The sequence below is a fragment of the Mucilaginibacter ginsenosidivorans genome (assembly GCF_007971025.1).
GTDB lineage: Bacteria > Bacteroidota > Bacteroidia > Sphingobacteriales > Sphingobacteriaceae > Mucilaginibacter > Mucilaginibacter ginsenosidivorans.
This window is the reverse complement of the sequence record NZ_CP042436.1, coordinates 2,897,055-2,916,659: the sequence shown is the minus strand read 5'-3', so window position 1 is coordinate 2,916,659 and position 19,605 is coordinate 2,897,055. Positions and strand designations below refer to the sequence as shown.

Below are 19,605 nucleotides of genomic sequence, written 5' to 3'. Positions count from 1 at the left end.
GGTTTGGTATGCTAAGATAAAGGAATAATTATAGTCCGAACCACGATTTATCGGATTAAAAGAATTTACAGATTTAAAATCTGCTGCAGCAATGAACCTTCCCGCATAGAGAATTTCATTTCTCCTCATGCCGCCGACTCATCGAAATGCCGTGGTTGATTTTTACTTTCGGACTTATGCGGACTTCCGGACTTTCCGACTACCCTTTAATCACCCGCTGTATCTCATCCAGCTTCATCAGGGCCTCAACAGGGGTAAGCGTATTCACATCGAGGTTGTTCAGGGTATCGCGAATCTTTACTAATACCGGGTCATCGATGCTAAACATCTGCATCTGTACGGCTTGTTTCTGCACTTTGCGGATGCTTTCTTTGATGTGTTCGCCGCCGGTGCGTTCGGCTTCCAGCTTTTTGAGGATGTCGTTGGCGCGCGCCACCACTTTGTGCGGCATGCCGGCCAGCCTGGCTACGTGGATACCAAAGCTGTGTTCGCTGCCGCCGGGTACCAGCTTGCGCAGGAAGATGACCTGGTGACCAACTTCCTTTACCGTAACATTAAAGTTTTTGATGCGGGGGTGCGAATTGCTGAGTTCATTCAGTTCATGGTAGTGGGTGGCAAACAGCGTCTTTGCCCGTGCCGTTGGATGATTGTGCAAAAACTCGGCGATGGACCAGGCGATGGAGATACCATCGTAAGTGGAGGTACCACGACCGATCTCGTCCAGCAGGATCAGGCTGCGGTCGGACAGGTTGTTGAGGATGCTGGCCGTTTCGTTCATCTCCACCATAAAGGTTGATTCGCCGGCCGAAAGGTTGTCCGACGCCCCCACCCTGGTAAATATTTTATCCACCAAACCTATCGAAACCGATTTAGCGGGGACAAAGCAACCCATTTGCGCCATCAGCACGATCAGGCCTGTCTGCCTCAATAAAGCTGACTTACCCGCCATATTGGGCCCGGTAATAATAATGATCTGCTGCGATTCACTGTCGAGATACACATCGTTGGTGATGTACTCCTCGCCTGGCGGCAGGTTCTTTTCAATAACCGGGTGGCGGCCGCCCTTTATATCGATGATGCGGCTGTCGTTTATCTCCGGCTTTACATAATAGTTTTTAATGGATATCGTGGCGAAGTTCAGCAGCACATCCAGCCGGGCTATCAGCTGCGCGTTCAGCTGTATGGGCCTGATGTATTCGGCCAGCGAGTAAAGCAGGTCGTTATACAGTTGCGTTTCCAGCGCGAGTATTTTTTCTTCGGCGCCTAATATCTGTTCTTCGTATTCTTTCAGCTCGGGGGTTATATAACGTTCGGCATTAACCAGCGTTTGTTTGCGTATCCAGTCGGAGGGGACCTTGTCGCGGTGTGCATGCGTTACCTCCAGGTAATAACCGAATACGTTGTTAAAAGCTACTTTCAATGATGGTATACCTGTTTGTTCAGCCTCGCGTTTTTGTATCTCTAACAAGTAGCCCTTGCCGCCAAAAGCTATTTTGCGCAGGCGATCCAGTTCTTCGTTAACACCTGTATTAATGACCGAGCCTTTCACCAGCATTACCGGTGGCTCGGGGTTCAGTTCTTTTTCTATTTTTTCGCTGATGCTGGTGCAGGGGTTCAGCTGTTCGCCGATGGCTCTCAAGGGTTCACTTTTGGCTTCCAGGCATTGTTGTTTTATCAACTCTATCGCTTTCAGCGCCTTTTTCAACTGGCAAACCTCGCGCGGGTTGGCGCGCTGCAGGCCTATTTTGGAGATCAGCCTTTCCAGGTCGCCTATCTGGCGGATGTTGTTTTGCAATTCTTCGCGCAGGTGTTCCTCACCGATCAGGTATTCCACAACGCCCAGGCGGTCGTTTATGGGTTTTATCTCCTTCAGCGGCATCACTATCCAGCGGCGCAGCAAACGCGCACCCATGGGCGAACAGGTTTGATCCAGCACATCCACCAACGTAATGGCATTCTCGTTGGATGAGCCTACCAGTTCGAGGTTGCGCACGCTGTAGCGGTCGAGCCACAGGTAGCGCCCCTCCTCTATCCGGCTGATGGCCGATATATGCTGCAGGTTGCGGTGTTCCGTCTCGTTCAGGTAATGCAGCGCCACCCCGGCCGCGGTAATGCCCAAAGCCAGCCTTTCGATACCAAATCCTTTCAGGGATTTCACACCGAAATGTTTCAGAAGCGTTTCCTCCGCATAGTCGCCGCTGTAGGGCCACTCGTCCAGTTTGTAGGTATAGTAGCGGTCGCCAAAGGCATCAATATAATCGCGGTGACTGCTTTTAGGGTATATCACCTCGCTCGGGTTAAACCCCTGCAGCAGCTTATCGATGTACTCCGCATTACCCTGGGCGGTTAAAAACTCACCCGTCGAAATATCAATAAATGCCACGCCGATGGTATTCTTATCGAAAAACAGCGAGGCCAGGTAGTTATTGCTTTTTTGGTGAAGAATGTTATCGCTGATGGCCACGCCCGGGGTCACCAGTTCGGTAACGCCACGCTTGACGATGGTTTTGGTGGTTTTTGGGTCCTCCAATTGATCACATATCGCTACCCGCTGGCCGGCACGCACGAGTTTTGGCAGGTAGGTTTCCAGCGAATGGTGCGGGAACCCGGCCAGTTCTATATGCGTAGCCGCGCCATTAGCGCGCCGGGTTAGCACAATACCTAAAATGCCCGAAGCCTTGATGGCATCCTCGCCGAAGGTCTCATAAAAATCGCCCACGCGGAACAGCAGCAGCGCACCCGGGTATTTGGCTTTTACCTGGTTGTATTGCTGCATTAAAGGGGTTTCCTTAGTGTGATCCTTGGCCAATGAGTGCTGGTTTTTACAATCGGCTAATTTAAGATATTGGGGGCAGCGAATAGGGATTGTGGAAAAGTTGGGCTTTGGTTGAAAAAGTTGGGGGTGGATTGTTGGATTGCTTTAGTGCCGGATTGTTTTATTGTTGAATTGCTGGATTGTTTTATTGTTAGGTGTTGTGAGGGGGTGGGGTTAACATGGTTAACACTTTTTCATATATTAAACTATTTAAATAATTGATTATCAATATTTTAAATTAAAATAGATGAAAAAAGTGTCAACCATGATTAGGGTGCACACTGCTCCCGCAAGTTTAGCACAGCGTAACTCGTGGTAAACCATTTAAAAGTTTTCGGCTTGGTTGAGTTGGAAACTGAATTTTGAAGCAACACCAGCTGCAAGTTCGCGGCAGCGTACGAGAGTCGGGAAGTCCGGTAGAAATTAGCAAATTCTGTTATTAAGAAAAATACTACCTTCTGGTAAACCTTAAGCAATGAGTGATAGTGATTCCCAACCGGGTCTACCAGTTATTGATTTTCATGCAAGTATTAACAAAGGAAAGTTAGTATTTCAACGAAGCACATTCCTTATATTAGATAATATTTTTACCTATTTCGCGGGCCTGGGTTTGATTTTGTGCGCATTATCTATTGCAAAAGTGTTTCTATTTCTCTCATATTTTATTTCTGTTCTGTGCCTGCTATTTAGTATTTGGATGGCCACAAACTTATTTCTAACAAGAAAGCTAATCATATTTCGAGGTGAGGAGACAAAGAATAAAGAGTTGATCAAAACTCTTATGGTTAATTTGTATGCCGAACTCACAATAGAATGCGATAGCCCAGATGTTTTAAGGTTTGTAGATTAACCGGATTATTCGCTTTTGGGAAAATTGTCACATTTCTTATGAAAAATGATGATATCTATTTAAATATGATCGGCCTTTCACGGGGTGATAATTTTTCTCCATTTCATGGCTTGGCAAACTACCTGCGATGCCTGGAATTAAAGAAAATCATTCAAAATCAACTTCGAAATATCGCATAAACCAGAAATCAGAAAATCAAGCATTCAAATAGCGAAGTTTCGTAAGTCTTACTATTTTATCTTCGGTGCATCATGCGGGCCATTTTGATATATAATGGCCTTTACCACTTTGCCATTATCATCTTTAACAAACTCCACCTCGATAGGTGCCACTTTTAGAAAGAACTTAGTTTGCGATTCAGGGAAAAGCTCCAGCTTGCCCTGGCCGCTTGCCTGGCCGTAAAGATGGTTACCGTCGCGGGTGATGGTAAGTATCAATTTCGGCTGAAGTTCGTAATCGCCGGTGTAGGTTTGCAGCACGGTGTCGGCTACTTTCGCCGTTTTCCGGTATAGTACATGGTACAGACCCTTAAATCCGTAAACTTTAGCTACGCTGTTGACTACCTCGTTTATTATAGATCCGTCGTCCGAATTCACCATCACCACCACGCCGTTGCCGCCTTCCATGCTGCCCGTATAATCACTTCGAAAACCTTCGTTGGCGCCGTTATGGTTGAAGTATTTATTGCCATCCAGGTCGGCAATGAATACGCCCTTGGCAGCACTTTTGTCGATATATGGCGTCAGCCGTAGTTTCGTAGTTGCCTGGTCGAGCACCTTGTGCGATCTGCCCTCCAGCGCCAGTTGCGTTTCGATAATGTATTTAGACAGGTCGGTGGGATTTGTCCACAGTCCGGCGGCGGCCTCCTCCGGGTAAGTATTGTATTTGCCCGGAATCGGTTTACCATCGGCGCGGTAGCCTGTCGCCAGCAGCGAAGGCTTTTTATCAACAGGCGGCTGCTGGTAGGTGCTGCTGGTCATGCCCAGGGGTTTCAGCACGTTATTGTACATATACTTGTCATAAGGCTGATGGGTAACATCCATCACGATCAGCTGCGAAATGGTTATACCGCCGCCCGAGTACTCCGACTTAAGGCCTGGTTCGTACATGGACCGTATCGGGTCAGAATTGGCCGGTTTTTTCCCGTCCAGCACCTGTACAACAGTCGGCACCGCTTTTCCCGGTGTATAGCCCTCAAAGCCGTGCACCGTTAAGCCGGCGGTATGGCTTAGCAGGTTGGCCATGCTGATCTTTTTACCCTTGGAAAGCGAATCATAAGGGAACTTCCAACTGGTTAGGTAGTTGTTGATATCAGCATACAGGTCTATTTTTTTGTCCTGCACCAGCTTCATCACCCCTACCCCGTTCAACGATTTACTGATGGATGCTGCCTGGAAAAGCGTTTGCGTCGTTGCCGGAACCTTCAGGCTGTCATCGGCCCAGCCGTAGGCTTTGGCCCAGGCTATCTTATAGTTTTGGACAACGGCTATGCTCAGGGCTTTTACATGGTAATGTTCCATGCGTTCGCGGATGGTCCAGGGGCCCTCGCCTTCCATTTGTATCATACCGATGAGGTTCTTTTCAACCTCTTTTATTTTGGCACTGTCAGCAGTTTGAGCATATGCCACCGGACCGGCGAGTAACGCGAGAAAAAGGGCGAATGATAAAGCAAGTGGTTTCATGGTGCGGAATGATTTGGCAGGAACAAGATACGGATATTTTGGCTTGTCGTTTCCCTTTGCCGGCATCATTGCCTAATTTAAAAAGAGAGTTTTGACCAGTTGCTTATCAACAACTATCTCTCCGGGTTTCAGGGGAGACCAAATAGGGTAATATAAGGGCGCATGAACGGGCTTAGGCCAATGTAATTAAGTTAAGCAAAAAGCAACACCTCAAAAAATCCCCGCTTTATGCGCAGCATAGAGAGGGTGGTCGAGCGTAACGATGATCGGGTGAGTCAATTCACCGTTATGTTGCCCGGGTGTAATGATGCCTATGATCTATCTCCTATTTCAATATCATCCCAAAATACGCCACCCACAGAATGAAGAATACCTGCATAGGTATGCGCAGCCAAAGGTACCCTACACCGCGACCCTGGTAGGTAGCGTTCTGGTAGTCGACGCTTTTTTGCGCAGCATTAATATTGGCGGGCAGCACCAGCAAAAAGAACAGGATAAGCAGGTCGGCAGCAAGGCGGCGGGTATCGGGTATGCACAGGCCTATGGCAAAAGCAACCTCCATAAAACCCGTCAGGTAAATCAGTTGCTTTTTGGCTGGTATAAATTCGGGTACCATCATACTCATACCTTCCGAAAACTTAAAGTGCCCCATAGCCGTGAAAAGCAACATAACGGCCATGGCGATATTGCCCGCAAAAATATAGTTCCACTCGCCCTGAATGAACCTACAGCCAAAAAACAGCAATAAAAATGTGATCAGCAATACGGCAAGTGGTTTCATGCAAAAGGTTATGTAGCATGAAGTTAACAATTTATTTGAACTTTTAAAGTGAACATACAGCACCAGCCGGTTAAGATATTCCTTATTTTAAGCAAAAAAGCCATTGCCCGTATGACAGGCGAACGATAGTTTTGCCTGAACCAATTATGATCGTATGGCAAAAAAACTGCTGTTTACTACTCTTGTCCTGATATCGACGGCTGCGAACCTGTTTGCGCAATTACCTAAAGTGGCCTGCGGAACCGTCGAGCGGCTGGAAAAATTTCAATCAAAATTTGTCGATCCGCGTAACGTCGATATCTGGCTGCCGGCCGGTTATTCCGGGGATAAGAAATACGCCGTACTGTACATGCACGATGGCCAGGCGCTTTACGATAGCACACTGATGTGGAACAAGCAGGAATGGGGCGTTGACGAAACCATGTGCAAACTGCTGGCAGAACACAAAATAAAAGATTGTATTGTAGTGGGCATCTGGAACAATGGCGTGAAACGGTTCCCGGAATATTTCCCGCAGAAGGCATTTTACAGCATGGCCCAACAACAGCAGGAAAAAATATTGGCTATCGGTCGCGATAAGGGTACACCCTTGCTGGGAGACGGCCCGGTATCAGATAATTACCTTAAGTTTTTAGTAACCGAGCTAAAACCCTATATCGACAGCCACTACAGTACAATTCCTGACCAGCAACATACTTTTACGGTGGGTTCGAGCATGGGCGGACTGATCTCGATGTATGCCATTTGCGAGTATCCTGATGTATTCAGCGGAGCAGCCTGCCTTTCTACGCATTGGCCGGGTACATTTACTACGGAGGATAACCCAATACCCGCTGCTTTTTTGGAATATCTGAAAACGCACCTGCCATCGCCCGCTAACCACAAGCTATATTTCGATTACGGCAGCGCGACGCTCGACGCCATGTACAAACCCTATCAGCAACAGGCCGATAACATTATGAAAGAAGCCGGATATACAGAAAACGACTGGATCACGCGTGAATATCCCGGCGCCGACCATTCGGAGAATTCGTGGCGTAAAAGGCTAAGCGTACCCTTATTGTTTCTGCTGGGTAAATAATTACCGCACCAGCGCCCGCTAATTTCTTTATATTACAAAAGAAGGGTATGATTTGCATCATACCCTTCTAAAATTTCTTATTTAAAATCCTATTAATTCGATGTAAATACTTTTACATAGTCGATAGACATGGTACCGCCCTGTATATTTGCCGTTTTCAACTGGCTGTAGTATAAGCCGCCAATAGGAAGGCTGAAAGTAAGATACTGCGGTTTGCCAAACAAGCTGGAAACGTAACCGCCTTTGGTTTTTGTTTCAACTAGTTTACCATCGATGTACGAGTTCAGTGAATTTTGCGTCCATTCCATTACATAAAGGTGATAGCAGGAAGAAAGGTCCTCGGTAACGGGATTATATAAGATACCGCCGGATACTACGTTTGAATTCGCGCTCGACCCGTAAGCATAATCTGTTGCATATACTTTCGTATTGTCGCCCTGCGTTTCGGCAAAATCGATCTCGCCGGTAGTCGGCCAGGCACCGCCGCCAAAACCATAGAAAAGAGAAGTAAGACCGTAGCCTGATGCCATTTTTATCCTGGCTACTATCCGCACCTTAGGTGTGGATGAATTTGCCACGAAGGTTGATTTGCTTACCATCCAACCCGAAGTATAATTAAAGTTCTGCATGGTATCATTGCCTACAGTTTTCGGTCCGCTCACGGTTTCCTTTTTTGCGGCAATTTGAACAGCCCCGCCCGCAATTTGCACGTTTGCAGGCTCGTAGCATTGCTCTTCCATAATCAAACCTCCTTTAATAAGGTTCCATTTTGACAGGTCGCCGGTAAAATCGTCCTCAAATGTTTTGGTCCAGCCGTGGTTGGTGTAAGCAGTATCGCTCACATCATAATCGCAGATCACACTCGTTGTGTTTGGATTAGTGTATTTTCCCACTGTTCCGCCGTTGTTACCGCCGTTATTGCCGCCATCGCCTGAGCCCGAACCATTGGCTAATTTTTTACAGCCGACCGACGCAATGCATAGGGAAACTAAGAGAATTGTGCAGATAAAAGGTGTCTTCATATTTATAATACTTTTCATTCAGTAAAAATTAAACTTCAAATCGTATAATAATTTTTACCTGTAAAATGTTTTACCCTATACGTAAATAAAGATTTTTAGATACGCAAAATGTGACTTTTTTTTCTCCTTAAGGTTTAAAAAGTAAAAATAAATACTAAATCACTGATAGTTAATTGCTTACCACGAATAATTATTTCTTTTTAATTATTAGCCTTTTACAACGGTTATCTAAAGAGAATAAGATTTACTTTGAATTTAAAAGTACTTTTTCCTATATTTGAAAATATGTTAAAAATTGTGGAAAAGTTTTTTTCAGGCAGGACCATAACCATGGGGAAATCAATGAAAAAAATACAGTTTGGTTTCTTCAAAACATACTTCGAGGCTGCTATCTTATTGTTTTTCACAGAATTGCTTATTGCACGCTTTGCTCATGATAGCATCATTCGCCCGTATGGCGGCGACCTGCTTGTGGTTGTTCTTATCTATTGCTCGGTAAAAAGCTTTGTAAATATGCCGGTTGCGCCTGCAACATTAGCTGTGCTGCTTTTTGCTTATGCAGTTGAAATTACACAGTATTTCCACCTTATTAGGCGTTTGGGCTGGGAACATTCGACATTGGCTTGCCAGGTGCTTGGAAGTAGTTTTTCATTTGCGGATATGTTGCTTTATACCATCGGCGCCATGCTGATAATTACTGTTGAAAATATAAGACCGGCGGGTAAACGCGTTTCAAAAGTATGAGTGATTATTTTGTGAGTAAGGACTCTATTGTGAGGGAGATATGGGGAAAGGCCGATACCGTGCTTTTCATCTTTGCCGGGGCCGCGGCCGAGTTTGCCCTGAACCGGTCGGTCGACTGGCTTTACTTCACCGGGCGCCTTCCCGCCGATCCGCTTGGCAGGCTGTTTAGTACGGTAAGTTATTCTCAAAAGATCATTTTCTCGGAAAATGAAAAAGCATTGCAAAGCATCGACCAGATAACGTCGATCCATAAAGCCGTTGAGGCAAACCGCAGGGCGAACATCCCGGCAGAGGCTTATCTTGAGGTACTTTATATGCTGATCGATTATTCTGTCCGCGCGTTCGAACTGATGGAACGCAAGCTCACCAGGGCTGAAAAAGTTGAGGTTTTTGATGTTTTTTATCGCGTTGGCCTTCGCATGGGACTGGACAAACTGCCGGCAGATTATGCGCAGTACCTGCACGAGCGGGAGAAACATTTAAACGAAAGGCTGATACGAAGCCGCTTCACCCGTGATCTTTACAAGCAATACCGGAAACATCTTGGCCGCATGCGTTACCTCATTTTGAAACAGGCACAGGTGCTTGTAGTTCCGGTCCAGGTCAAACGCCTGCTTTCGCTTGGCAACATTCAATGGCTCATGCCGGTTGTATGGTTGTATAAGCTATGTCGCAAACTACGGCTCGAAAACCTGCTGAAGCTGGCCATTCTGCCGCCTCAATACGTTCCGCAGGTAAAAGCGCTTGATACAGTTTATTAAGTCTGTTTCGTCATTCAGCCAAATAGCCCCTTACTCCGGCCATTTTTGAAAATTGCTCCAGCATTTAACGATAGTTGCTTCCTGGGATATATTTGGGAACACTCAATAGAGGTCCATTATTTTCCATTTTTATCTTTTTTATAAAATATTAAGAAATAATTTTAATTAAAACATTATATACATGTTCATGTTGCTTATTAATCATGTACTACTAAAATAATGACATCATGAAAAAATTAAGTGTTTTAATAACCGCAGTAGCGCTGACGGGATTTTTTGAGTTAGCGGCTGCACATAGTACTTCAAATACAGCAAGTGATAAAACGACTGCCCGCGCATCAACGAGCCGTACAGATACTATACCTTCTAAAAAGAAGAACAAGAAGACAAAGAATTATCGCGATACAACGCCACCGGCCCCTACACCGGCCCCGAATCCAACACCGGCGCCAAACCCGAATCCGCCAAATCCGAGTCCGATTCCACCGAACCCTAACCCAAGTCCAACGCCAACGCCGCCGGTTCCAAATCAGCCTACAAACCCGCCAAGCACACCGCCCTCACCTTCAACACCAACTAATCCACCACAGGCTTAAAACTGCGCCTGATCAAATACGATGGCCGATAGTAAATACCGGCCATTTTTAAAAAACGTCCCTATGAAAAGACAGTTTTGTACTATATCCACGACAATGTGCAGCCATGCCATGAAGCTCGAATTTCGTTCAGATCACAGGTTACACACAACTGATTATTAAGAGATTATTAATGTACTATACACTCAACAGGCCGTTTATTGGCTTGCCTTTTGGACTACACACTTCAAATTACACTAACTAAAACAATTATGAAAACAAATTTTAACACCCGAAGCCTTAAACCGGCATCACTATTATTTTCAGCGATTATATTGGTATCCGTAGCCTTCACTTCGTGTACAAAAGATAAGGCAAATACAAGCTTATCTGCCTATGTCCAGGTGGCTAACTCGGCTGAGGGCTCAGCGCCGCAGGATTTTTACCTCGACAACTCAAAAGTAACCACATCGGCTGTTGCATATGGTCAAAGCTCAACTTTTATCGAGAGTAGTGCCGGCGACCGGATGGGCGCCTTTAAAAATACCGGTTCGGCCACAACCAACACAAGCGTAAACCTCTCTCTATCGGCAGGGAAGTATTACACCGTATTTTATGTTGACGGGAACACCCACACTACGGTACAGGACGACCGTACGGCCCCACCATCAGGAAAGGCACGGATCCGTTTTATTAACCTGAGTTCGGCTCTGTCGTCCAACGTGGATTTTGCGTTAAGCGGCGGCGCAAAACTCGCATCGGCAATAGGCTTTAAAGGCGCATCAGAATATTACGATGTCGACCCTGCAAGCTCATTTTCGGTAAGCGCAAGCGGCTCGTCTTCGGCCCTGGTAAATATTCCGACAACTATACAGGCCGGGCATATCTATACTATTTTCGTTTCGGGCGACACAAACGCAACCGTATCTTATCACCTGGTAACTGAAAGTTAATCAATTACGTTATAGTCTATAAATGCATAAAGCCCGTTGTCTCAAAAAGACAGCGGGCTTTTGGTTGATAATATTACCCGGTTTAAAAATTCACCGTCAGGCCAAGCGTGGTTTGAAATTCGCTTATAGGCAACTTTGTTACATACCTGCCCATCACATCGGTATGATTATCATTCTTGACCGAAGGACCGGGCGAACTGATATAAGCGCCCTTTAGTGCAAGGCACCAGTTATCCGAAAATTTCCAGCGCAGACCTGCACTTCCGCCGTAACCAAGTACAAAAGCAGACGCCTTGCGCTGGTAAAAAATGGCAGTTTGATCGGGTATACCTGTCAGCTGTACCGACGTTTCGGGGGTGGAAAATATTTTGATGAGGCCACCCGAAGCCCGCAAATCCAATACAAACTTGTGATAAACAAACGAGTATTGCGGACCCACAAGGATGTTCCAGTTATGGTAACGGCCGGTTGCTGTTACCGAGGTTGCATCGGCCGAGTAAGAGTCTGTATAACCCTGTGCAAGTGCATAGGTATCATCGTAGGTCAATTTACCCTGGTCCTGGAACGTTAGAGTGTAGCCAACGGCGAGGTTTTTGTAAACATAAACCGCACCGTCGAGGCCGAATGTTACGCCCCTTTTTGCGAAGCCCGATTTATTATTGCTATAAGCTGTACTACCATAATTACCGTTAGGGTTTGATATGCCGCCATATAAGCCTATATAGCTTTTTTCGTAGATTTTATTATCCTGTTGTTTATCGTTATCCTGGGCCTGCACTTTGGATGCAGAAAATATGATAGTGATTATGGATGCTATTGTAATAACTTTTTTCATGTTGTGATGTACAGTAATACTTTTTTAAACCAGTGATTATTGGTTGTTAGCGTATTGGTAGGATTTATTAGTGAACTCTCCGGAGGTGATGTTGTCAACTGTTATCGAAACAACGTTGCCGTCACCGTCATAAATTGTCGACCTGGAATAAAAATTGAACGTACCGGTTATCTGTTTCTTTACCGAATCAACAGCAGTAACAACAACGGCCCCGGCCCCTGGTTCGATGGTGCCATGAGGTAAAAACACATAGCTGCCGTTAGACAGTTGCTGCGTATTATATTGAGCAGTAACACTTGTTCCGTCAACGCTGTAAGTACCAGTGGTAAAGCCCGGCGTATCGCCCGCTCCGGCAAGCGCTACAGAAAAAATAACTTGTTTCTGGCTTTTGGTGCCCACACAACTTAATGTTTTAACTTTCGTGTCGGGGTTGTAGGTGATGATCATACTTACCGTATCCGGGGCCCAGGTGCTGCCATTGATATTGGCCTGGAAAGCCTTGGAAGTGTAAGCTGTGGCGGTGATCGCGTCCTTATTGCAGCCTTGAATAATAAAAGCAAACAAAGCGGATAACAGTAAAAAGGCAGGTAGTCGAAGTTTATTCATATATTTTATTTACGCTGATAACGGGATTTAAACTTTTTAATTATGGTAGTCACGATTATTTTACACCGGGTGAAAGTAATACGGCGCAAAAAAATTACTTTTTTATCGAAAAACCGTAATTTAAACTGATAAAAAAATAAATATCTTCATACCTGTTTTTTTAAAGCATCCCATCGGGGGCAAATATATCCTTAAATAAAATATTAATCCCCGATAAAGTATCTTATTACCTGAACATGGATACGACCGGCAAAAAGCACGACATTTTTATATGCAGCGCAAGGGAAGACAATGGCGTTAGCCTTGCGATGTGTGCCTATCTCGAAGAGCGGGGCTTCTCGTGCTGGTTAGCATCACGCGACATACAGGCGGGGAAGGACTATGCCAGCACCATTATCGGGGCCATACAGTCATCATCCATCCTTGTTATTTTATTAAGCGAATATGCTAACCGTTCAAACCATGTCCGTATCGAGGTTGAACGGGCATTCACCCATAATATAAATATCCTGCCATTCCGCATACAGGATATTCAGCCCGTGCAATCACTCGAGTATTTTTTAAGCTCGTACCAATGGCTCGACGCGATCGGCGGGAACCCGGCCGGTCATTTCAATGCTTTAAGCCGGAATTGTGCCGCCTTGCTGGGGCGCGAACTGAAGCCTCCACGGCAAAAATCTAAAGCCGAACCGGAGCAGCATCTATCAGAATTAGCGTTAGAGAAGGAGGTCCCACAACCGAAACCTGACGAACCGATGGTGCCGGCACCAAAAGAAGAAGTACGGGCCGAACCATTGCCACCTCCCCGGCCGGTCGTTCCGCCTCAACCCCTCATACAAAAAGACGAGCCTCCACGGCCAATAAAGCCGCCTGTTCCGGCTTTTGGCCAAAAGCGTTCCAGTAAAACCTGGTTATGGCTGGCTTTAAGCTTTGCCGGACTGATCGCTCTGTTCTTTCTGTATAAATCTGCGTTTCAAAAGCATACTATCACCTTTAAGAACAATACGCTCACATCCATTTTTATAGAACTTGACGGGGATATGAAAACCATACCTGCGGGGGGAACATTTGATTACACGGCAAAGAACAAATACCGCCTGCAAACCCAGGCCAGCACTTATATCCTGAATTCGAAAGGAGGGATATTGGGGCAAAAGATAGTCTGGCACATCGATACCGTGGTAAATTCGTGGAAAAATTTCAGCTACCCTTTGTATATCGGTCCCGATTTTTTCCTGCTCCGGGTTGTCAATAACTCGCCGGCCAATATCAACTACATGAAAATGACCGCGAGCGAATTCAATTATACATTCGACTACAATATATACATACCAAACGATGGGCGGTCATACGATATGGGTTATTTCCGTACATTATCCGACCTGAATGTTTACATCAGGGATGCCAATAACAAGTACCTTACCTGGGACAATGGCAAAAACCTGAGCTATCCCAACCTGTACAATCAATATGTCAGTTTTCCTTATAAGTACTGAAGACGATCATGATTCCTTGCCAAAAGGATGTTATATAAAATGCCGGCCAAAAAATAATTAAAGATTAAAGGATATAATCATAGATTAAACTTCCGCAATCAAGAGTTAATCGTCTGAAAATTAATCTTTTACCTGTTGTTTTTTTGTGAAGTATTGCTGATATTTATAATACAAGGAAAATCCTGCTGAAAAACTAAAAAATTGACGACAAGCGGCCGCTTTTCATCATTATCATACATCCGTCCTTGTTTTACATGTTAAAGAAATCTTTTTTATTATGAAAAAATTTTTACTCCCGGGTGCGTTGGTTCTTGCAGGCTTATTGTTCATCGGCATGTCGTTTTTCAACTTTGGTAAAGACGCGCTCTCTGTAAAGATCAGCAATGCAAGCTACATCATGCCCTCGGTTTACAAAGTTTACGCCAACCCCGAGGCGCTTAATGGCGAATACTACTTTTTTAAGATGCTGATGACCAATAATGGGAACGCATCCATGCAGGATGTCAAGGTATCTTATGACATTCCGGGTTATATCGACTGGACCGAGCTGCAAACCATCCCGGTAATATATCCGGGGCAACATGTGGTTATCCGGTGTTACCCGCATTTTAAAGATGATATTGTTAAAAAGATGACCCAGTCGCAGGAGACGGGGGAGATCAAAATAGAATACAACGGCGGCAAAACAAAAAAAGAAACCTTCACCTTCAACATGATGGGCAGGAACCAGTTTGTTTATACCGACATACCTGCCGATGAGGTTACCAGCTACCCGGATATGATGCACAACACCCAGTTGCTGCCCTGCCTGGTAACACCCGAGGACCCGATAGTAAAATATTACACCTCACAGGTGCAGGATAAATTTATGCAGGGCGAAGCGGCATCGGTAGAAAATGATCCGCAGAAGGCCATGCAGGGAGCGAAAGACTTTTTGGTGAAGCTTTACGCTGCCACTGTAGCCAGCAAAATGGTTTATAGCGGCACCGAAGGTATCCCGCAAAAAATGGGCGACATCAGCTCGACCGTACAAAGTGCGCGCCTGCCGCGCGAGGTTGTAACCGGTAATACCGGCCTTTGTATCGAGCTGTCATTACTCTATGCCAGTGTGCTTAAAGCCGCCGGGCTGCATCCGGTTATATTCCTGATACCAGGCCACGCATTCCCGGGCGTACTCATTAATAATTATTATTTCGCCATTGAAGCCACCGGCGTAGGCGGCCAGGGCCTTGGCGGCACCATGACCCCTGAACAGGCTTTTGAAAAGGGCTCGCAGGAGCTGGCTACTTTTATTGATGGTTATCAGAAGGGCGATACGCGTAACATTGTCATCGACATCAACGACCTGGAGGCCAAAGGTGTAATACCTATGGAACTTTCTGACGACGAATTCCTGAGAAAAAAAGTGGACGACATTGCCGCTACTTTTGGCGGAGGCGGCACTTCTCACACCACGGTTGTTGTTAATAACGACCGCCGGGAAGGTAACAACGAACACCGGACCAATAACAATTCGGGTTCGGGTATGCGGTCCTATTCGGGTTCTATCAGTTTCAGCTACCCCGCCGGGTGGCAGCGTTCGGGCAATTACCCCGTTCCTCAGATCAATACCCTTGTATCGCGTATAGTTGCACCGGACCAGCAAGCGGGCATCAGCGCATGGGACATCCCTGCATCCAGCCCGGATCAGGCGTTATACATATTACGGAACCAGCTGGCGGCCCTGGGGCAGTATATCACATACCAGCGGGTTAACCAGGCAAACGGCTATTCTATGTACCAGGGTTCCACAAGTTATAACGGCGGCACTTTCCGTTGGGAAGGTGTGTTCCGGAGCGGCGGCAATGGAATTGTCGGTATCACCATGGGTGGCACCAATTTCAACGGCTACCAGGGCGTATTTAATTCAATTATCACCACTATACGTTAATAAGAATCATGAAAAAGATATATCTCATCTTAATAATAATCGCTTCGTGTGTAAAGGTAAACGCACAGCAGGTCGATCCGCTGAAAGAGAACATGTCGTTCGACATTGACAACCTGGGTGATGGAAAAATAACCATGAGCATGACCTATAACGCAAGCCAATGGGATAATTTCCAAAAGATTTATGGTTCCAACGCGCTGAACCTGCTGAAAAGGCAAATGGAGCGGTCGCTTCCCGCTTATTACCTGCAGGATTGGGATTATAAGGAAGATGCGGCCAACCGTACTTATACCTTGTCGTTCCAGGCGCTGGGGCTGGCTAAAATTGATGACAATGGCAACTGGGTTATTGACCTTGATCAAAAGAAGCCAGACATTACCAAAATGAGCGACCGCAATTATGCCATGACCACTACTTACAACTCATACGGCGTGCTGGTACAGGAACTGATCAAGATCAACCTGCCGGATGGCGCCGGGAATGTAACGCAGGATAAAAATGCATTTGGCAAAGCCATATTTACGTACGAGTTGTCTCCTGCGCACAAGGGATCGCGCTGGATATTTCTGAGTCTGGCCGCTTTGTTGATAGCAGCCGGAGTAGTGCTTTACCTGAAGCCGGACATACTTGCAATGGGCAGGCACAAAGTGAAGCCGTTTACTGTGGTAAGCTCGCAGGCGGCACCGGCAATTATCACACCCGAACCACCGGCCAATCCTAATATTGAAAAACAGGCGTAGGGGATCACACCCCTGCAGATTTGTTAAAGGCGGCCAAAAGGCCGCCTTTATTTTTGCCTGCTTATCTTATACAAAACATGCCTTTCGAGCGGGTGCCCTTTTTCAATGTCGGGATGGTCAAATTCGCCTGCCTTTTGCATACCTGTCTTTATCATCACCTGTTCCGACCGTTTGTTGTGTACAGAGGTAAATGAATAGATATCGTTGAACTTTAAAATATCAAAGCCATAATCCAAACAAGCTTTGGCAGCTTCTGTAGCAAAACCAATCCCCCAATTCGCCTTACTTATCCTCCATCCTATCTCGATGCAGGGTGTAAACCATTCGTCGAACGGAGCATGGGTGAGCCCGGTAAAACCGATAAACTGCCCGTTATCTTTTCTTTCCATTGCCCAAAAGCCAAATCCGTACTTTTCAAGGTGCGAAGTAAAGCGACCGATCTGTGCCAGCGTTTGCTCCGGCGTACGGACTGAGGTGAAATATTCCATCACCTCTGCGTCGGCATTAAGGTCGATGTAAGGCTGATAATCGCTTTCCTGCCAGTTGCGAAGGAAAAGTCGGGGTGTTTCTATGTAAATTCTAGGCATCGGATATGAATTACGATTTACGATTTTAATAATTATGATTTGTAAATTACAGCTTCCTAAACCAAGTTATCATGACCAAACAAGAACTGATTCTAAGAACAAAAAAATACGCAATAGCCAACGCAAGATTAGTATTAAGTATTCCAATAAACATTGTAAATCGCAACTACGCTGATCAGCTAAACAGAAGTTCAAGTTCGGTTGGGGCAAACTATCGTGCCGCTTGCAGAGGTAAATCGAAAGCCGATTTTTTGAATAAACTGAAAATAGTTGAAGAGGAACTTGACGAAACTTTATACTTTATGGAACTTTTAGTTGAGTTAAACCCCGAACTAAAGGAAAAAATTGATATAATTTATAAGGAAGGCAACGAACTTCTTTCTATAATTGTCGCTGCATTAAATACACTGCGGGGCAATTAAATTGATTTGTGATTTCGAATAAAACATATTCGTAAATCGTAAATCGTAAATCGTAAATCAGCATGAGCAAGCTATGGCAAAAAACAACGACAGTTGATGAATTGGTAGAAAACTTCACCGTTGGGCGCGACCGCGAGTTCGACGCACAAATGGCCGCGTTTGATGTTTTAGGATCATTGGCCCATACTCGGATGCTGCAAAGTATTGGGTTACTTAGCAGCGAGGATCTTGATCTTGTGCAGAAGGAACTAAAGTCGATTTACAAAGACATTGATGCAGGGAATTTTACGATCGAAGCCGATGTGGAAGATGTGCATTCGCAGGTAGAAACATTGCTTACGCGTCGTATAGGCGATGCAGGGAAAAAGATACACAGCGGCCGCTCACGCAACGACCAGGTTTTAGTCGACCTGAAATTATTCTTCAGGCACGAATTGCAGCAGGTGGTTGAAGAAGTTAAAGCCTTATTTGACCTGCTGATAGAACTCAGTGAAAAACATAAGGCAGTTTTGCTGCCGGGCTATACGCATTTACAGATAGCTATGCCGTCATCCTTTGGCCTTTGGTTCGGCGCTTATGCAGAAAGCCTGGTGGATGACCTTGAATTGCTGCTTGCGGCTTATAAGATAACCAACAAAAACCCGCTGGGATCGGCAGCCGGGTATGGCTCGTCGTTCCCATTAAACCGAACTTTAACCACGCAACTATTGGGGTTCGAAAGCCTTAATTATAATGTTGTTTACGCCCAGATGGGTCGCGGGAAGACCGAAAGAGTTATTGCGCAGGCACTCTCGTCTATCGCCGCTACATTAGCCAAAATGGCAATGGACCAAACGCTTTACCTGAGCCAGAATTTTGGGTTTGTAAGTTACCCTGATAACCTGACCACCGGCAGTAGCATTATGCCGCATAAAAAGAACCCGGATGTGTGGGAGATTATGCGCGGCAAATGCAACCGCCTGCAGGCCTTGCCGAATGATGTGGCCATGATGACCACCAATTTACCATCGGGCTATCATCGCGAACTTCAATTATTAAAAGAATTGCTGTTCCCTGCTTTTGGCGAACTAAAGCAATGCCTCAATATGGCCGCTTTTATGTTGCAGCATATTGAAGTTAAAGCTGATATCTTAAACGATCCCAAATACGCCTACCTGTTCAGCGTAGACGAAGTAAATAAGCTGGTGCTGCAAGGCATGCCCTTCCGCGATGCTTATAAAAAAATCGGCGCGGATATCGAGCAGGGAAATTTCAATGCTGATAAAAAAGCGAACCATACTCACGAAGGCAGCATCGGCAACCTGAATAATGCTGAAATAGCCGGTGCGATGGAAAAATTGCTCAGGAGTTTCGACTTTGATAAAACAAAAAAATCGGTGGAATCATTAGTTTCTTAATCGGTGGAATCCTAAAATAATCGGTGTAATCATGGGCTATCAAAACAGAAACGATATTTACCCCGGCCTTGAAGTCGATATCATCCTAAAAAAAGATCAGCGCAGCGGCCGGCGCACACGCGGGATCGTAAAGGATCTGCTGACCAGTTCGGCCTTTCACTCACGCGGCATTAAAGTGCGGCTTGAAGACGGGCAAGTTGGCAGGGTGATAGAGATTTTTGAGTAGAAGTCGGGAAGTCCGCATACCCGCCTGCCGGCAGGCAGGGGCCCGGAAGTTCATAAAATATATTAAATTGCGTGACCGTCTTTCGGACTTTCCGACTTGCGG

The 19,605-nt window shown here is 45.7% G+C and carries 18 protein-coding genes; 11 read left to right on the top strand and 7 right to left on the bottom strand.

From position 1 onward, the window contains the following. Window positions 1-199: 199 nt before the first annotated feature. The 3 genes from mutS to FRZ54_RS13330 all read right to left on the bottom strand — a co-directional run bounded on the left by mutS (window position 200) and on the right by FRZ54_RS13330 (window position 6,128). Window positions 200-2,776: a DNA mismatch repair protein MutS gene (gene mutS / locus FRZ54_RS13340; protein ID WP_187359625.1), complete on the bottom strand. Its 2,577-nt coding sequence runs from the start codon at window positions 2,774-2,776 to the stop codon at window positions 200-202. A gap of 1,119 nt (window positions 2,777-3,895) precedes the next feature. Beyond that, the gene (locus FRZ54_RS13335) at window positions 3,896-5,416 is read right to left on the bottom strand and encodes a serine hydrolase (protein WP_228462479.1); all 1,521 of its coding nucleotides are present in this window, start codon (window positions 5,414-5,416) and stop codon (window positions 3,896-3,898) included. A 256-nt stretch (window positions 5,417-5,672) separates the two neighbouring features. After that, window positions 5,673-6,128: a DoxX family protein gene (locus FRZ54_RS13330; protein WP_147032093.1), complete on the bottom strand. Its 456-nt coding sequence runs from the start codon at window positions 6,126-6,128 to the stop codon at window positions 5,673-5,675. A 154-nt stretch (window positions 6,129-6,282) separates the two neighbouring features. Here FRZ54_RS13330 and FRZ54_RS13325 point away from each other — a divergent pair, with 154 nt between their 5' ends. Beyond that, window positions 6,283-7,209 carry an alpha/beta hydrolase gene (locus tag FRZ54_RS13325; RefSeq protein ID WP_147032092.1) on the top strand — a complete coding sequence of 309 codons (927 nt, stop codon included), beginning with the start codon at window positions 6,283-6,285 and terminating at the stop codon, window positions 7,207-7,209. A gap of 92 nt (window positions 7,210-7,301) precedes the next feature. Here FRZ54_RS13325 and FRZ54_RS13320 read toward each other — a convergent pair whose 3' ends face one another. Then, the gene (locus tag FRZ54_RS13320) at window positions 7,302-8,249 is read right to left on the bottom strand and encodes a glycoside hydrolase family 16 protein (RefSeq protein ID WP_147032091.1); all 948 of its coding nucleotides are present in this window, start codon (window positions 8,247-8,249) and stop codon (window positions 7,302-7,304) included. 324 nt (window positions 8,250-8,573) lie between these two features. Here FRZ54_RS13320 and FRZ54_RS13315 point away from each other — a divergent pair, with 324 nt between their 5' ends. The 4 genes from FRZ54_RS13315 to FRZ54_RS13300 all read left to right on the top strand — a co-directional run bounded on the left by FRZ54_RS13315 (window position 8,574) and on the right by FRZ54_RS13300 (window position 11,264). Then, entirely contained in the window at window positions 8,574-8,975 is a 402-nt protein-coding gene (locus FRZ54_RS13315) for a ribosomal maturation YjgA family protein (protein WP_147032090.1), read from the top strand. Continuing rightward, window positions 8,972-9,736 carry an oxygenase MpaB family protein gene (locus FRZ54_RS13310; RefSeq protein ID WP_147032089.1) on the top strand — a complete coding sequence of 255 codons (765 nt, stop codon included), beginning with the start codon at window positions 8,972-8,974 and terminating at the stop codon, window positions 9,734-9,736. Before FRZ54_RS13315 ends, FRZ54_RS13310 begins: the two co-directional genes overlap by 4 nt. Before the next feature lie 227 nt (window positions 9,737-9,963). Further along, window positions 9,964-10,332 (top strand): hypothetical protein, encoded by a 369-nt coding sequence (locus FRZ54_RS24495; RefSeq protein WP_187359624.1) that lies wholly within the window; start codon window positions 9,964-9,966, stop codon window positions 10,330-10,332. 251 nt (window positions 10,333-10,583) lie between these two features. Further along, window positions 10,584-11,264 carry a DUF4397 domain-containing protein gene (locus FRZ54_RS13300; RefSeq protein WP_147032088.1) on the top strand — a complete coding sequence of 227 codons (681 nt, stop codon included), beginning with the start codon at window positions 10,584-10,586 and terminating at the stop codon, window positions 11,262-11,264. 82 nt (window positions 11,265-11,346) lie between these two features. Here the strand turns inward: FRZ54_RS13300 and FRZ54_RS13295 are convergent, their stop codons facing one another. Continuing rightward, on the bottom strand, window positions 11,347-12,099 hold the full coding sequence (locus FRZ54_RS13295) for a hypothetical protein (RefSeq protein ID WP_147032087.1): 753 nt from the start codon (window positions 12,097-12,099) through the stop codon (window positions 11,347-11,349). A gap of 36 nt (window positions 12,100-12,135) precedes the next feature. After that, window positions 12,136-12,705: a DUF6252 family protein gene (locus FRZ54_RS13290; RefSeq protein ID WP_147032086.1), complete on the bottom strand. Its 570-nt coding sequence runs from the start codon at window positions 12,703-12,705 to the stop codon at window positions 12,136-12,138. A 236-nt stretch (window positions 12,706-12,941) separates the two neighbouring features. On the opposite strand from FRZ54_RS13290, the gene FRZ54_RS13285 reads away from it, so the two are divergent. From FRZ54_RS13285 to FRZ54_RS13275, 3 genes are all read left to right on the top strand, one after another. Then, window positions 12,942-14,201: a toll/interleukin-1 receptor domain-containing protein gene (locus FRZ54_RS13285; protein ID WP_147032085.1), complete on the top strand. Its 1,260-nt coding sequence runs from the start codon at window positions 12,942-12,944 to the stop codon at window positions 14,199-14,201. A 277-nt stretch (window positions 14,202-14,478) separates the two neighbouring features. Then, complete coding sequence (locus FRZ54_RS13280) at window positions 14,479-16,131, top strand: hypothetical protein (RefSeq protein WP_147032084.1); 1,653 nt, start codon at window positions 14,479-14,481, stop codon at window positions 16,129-16,131. A gap of 8 nt (window positions 16,132-16,139) precedes the next feature. Continuing rightward, entirely contained in the window at window positions 16,140-16,871 is a 732-nt protein-coding gene (locus tag FRZ54_RS13275; RefSeq protein ID WP_147032083.1) for a hypothetical protein, read from the top strand. Window positions 16,872-16,918: 47 nt separating this feature from the next. Here the strand turns inward: FRZ54_RS13275 and FRZ54_RS13270 are convergent, their stop codons facing one another. Further along, window positions 16,919-17,458, bottom strand: a complete 540-nt coding sequence (locus FRZ54_RS13270; protein ID WP_147032082.1) for a GNAT family N-acetyltransferase — start codon at window positions 17,456-17,458, stop codon at window positions 16,919-16,921. A gap of 71 nt (window positions 17,459-17,529) precedes the next feature. Here FRZ54_RS13270 and FRZ54_RS13265 point away from each other — a divergent pair, with 71 nt between their 5' ends. The 3 genes from FRZ54_RS13265 (at window position 17,530) to FRZ54_RS13255 (ending at window position 19,503) form a co-directional block, all read left to right on the top strand. Next, entirely contained in the window at window positions 17,530-17,880 is a 351-nt protein-coding gene (locus FRZ54_RS13265; RefSeq protein ID WP_147032081.1) for a four helix bundle protein, read from the top strand. Window positions 17,881-17,942: 62 nt separating this feature from the next. Beyond that, a complete protein-coding gene (gene argH, locus FRZ54_RS13260; protein WP_147032080.1) occupies window positions 17,943-19,277 on the top strand; it encodes an argininosuccinate lyase in 1,335 nt (444 codons plus the stop codon). A 31-nt stretch (window positions 19,278-19,308) separates the two neighbouring features. Then, complete coding sequence (locus FRZ54_RS13255) at window positions 19,309-19,503, top strand: YwbE family protein (protein ID WP_147032079.1); 195 nt, start codon at window positions 19,309-19,311, stop codon at window positions 19,501-19,503. The last annotated feature ends 102 nt before the right edge of the window (window positions 19,504-19,605 follow it).